This is a genomic window from Aliihoeflea sp., assembly GCF_052435475.1.
GTDB lineage: Bacteria > Pseudomonadota > Alphaproteobacteria > Rhizobiales > Rhizobiaceae > Aliihoeflea.
In genome coordinates, this window is record NZ_JBQVMV010000041.1 from 543 (window position 1) to 1200 (window position 658).

Below are 658 nucleotides of genomic sequence, written 5' to 3' on the forward strand. Positions count from 1 at the left end.
TCGGGATTGATCTGGCCGCCCGGCAGGACGAGCGCGTCATAACGGTCGGTGTCGACGTCGGCGATCTTGAGATCGACTTCGACCTCGTCGCCCCAATCGTCTTCGTCCCAGCCGGTGATATCATCATCGTCGATCGATGCGATTTCGACCTTCGCGCCGGCGTCCTCCAGACGCTGAAGTGGCACTTCAAGCTCGGATTGTTCGAAGCCATCTGTCGCCATGATCAGGATCCTGCAGCCGGCGAGTATATTGTCCTTGGTCATCGGAAAGCTCCTTTGCTGTCTAACAACCAATGCGCCGCGGCTATCGTCGTTCCCGCCCTTGCCAGCGCGCGCTGCTCTTCGTCCTCCGCTATCGACAATGGCCGCACCGATGCCTGAGGCCGCGATCGCGTCGAGGACGGCTTCGACAGTATTCCAGAATGGCGGCGACCTTCCGCCTCATCTTTGCAACCTTTCTTCGCCAACTGCATTTGAACGGCGCACGGGCTTCGACGGTGATCGTTCGGTCTGCCGCCGCCATGTGCATCGCTTCGCGTATCGCCGCGGCTGTTCGATCCCACGTCTCAGTCGAATTGCCGTCGGCGTACGCATTCAATCGTCGTCCGCGCCGCTCCCCTACGTTGTCCGAATATCGGCGCGCATATCCGACTCAATGA

Annotated in this window: 1 protein-coding gene; it reads right to left on the minus strand. The window is 60.2% G+C overall.

Going from position 1 to position 658, the window contains the following annotated elements:
- On the minus strand, positions 1 to 263 hold a 263-nt coding region (locus tag ACT6QU_RS19420), incomplete at its 3' end, for a DJ-1/PfpI family protein (protein ID WP_444837024.1).
- Between the last annotated feature and the right edge of the window lie 395 nt (positions 264 to 658).